Here is a 358-nt window from a genome sequence, read left to right on the forward strand (position 1 = left end):
CTTGGGTTTGCACTCGGATATTGTAACTAGATTTAGTTTCAAAGTCCGGGGAACTGTTGATTTGCAGTTGGTCGCCAACAATGGTGAAGGCTGCGTTATCGGTGTCTCCGGTACCTGTCGCTAAACTGTAGGTAAAGGTATCTCCAGTATCGGGGTCGGTGGTGGAGAAGGTGCCGACTGCGGTGTTCGCCCCTACGTTTTCGTCGATGGCGTTGCTGCTGAGGGCGAGGTCTGTAGGGGGGGAGTTAGGGCTGTCTAACTTCCATAGCTCTTCGCCGTTAGTGCCGTCGTCGGCTCTAAAGTACAGGGTGCCGTTGATGTTGGTTAAATCGTTGGGAAATGAGTTACCCGAACCAGT

At 52.5% G+C, this 358-nt stretch carries 1 protein-coding gene; it reads right to left on the reverse strand.

Features of this window, described 5'->3' with window-relative positions:
• The coding region (locus AC0QH1_RS30040) for a hypothetical protein (protein WP_324635121.1) at positions 1–358 on the reverse strand (358 nt) is incomplete at both ends.

The sequence above is a fragment of the Phormidium sp. CCY1219 genome (assembly GCF_055795085.1).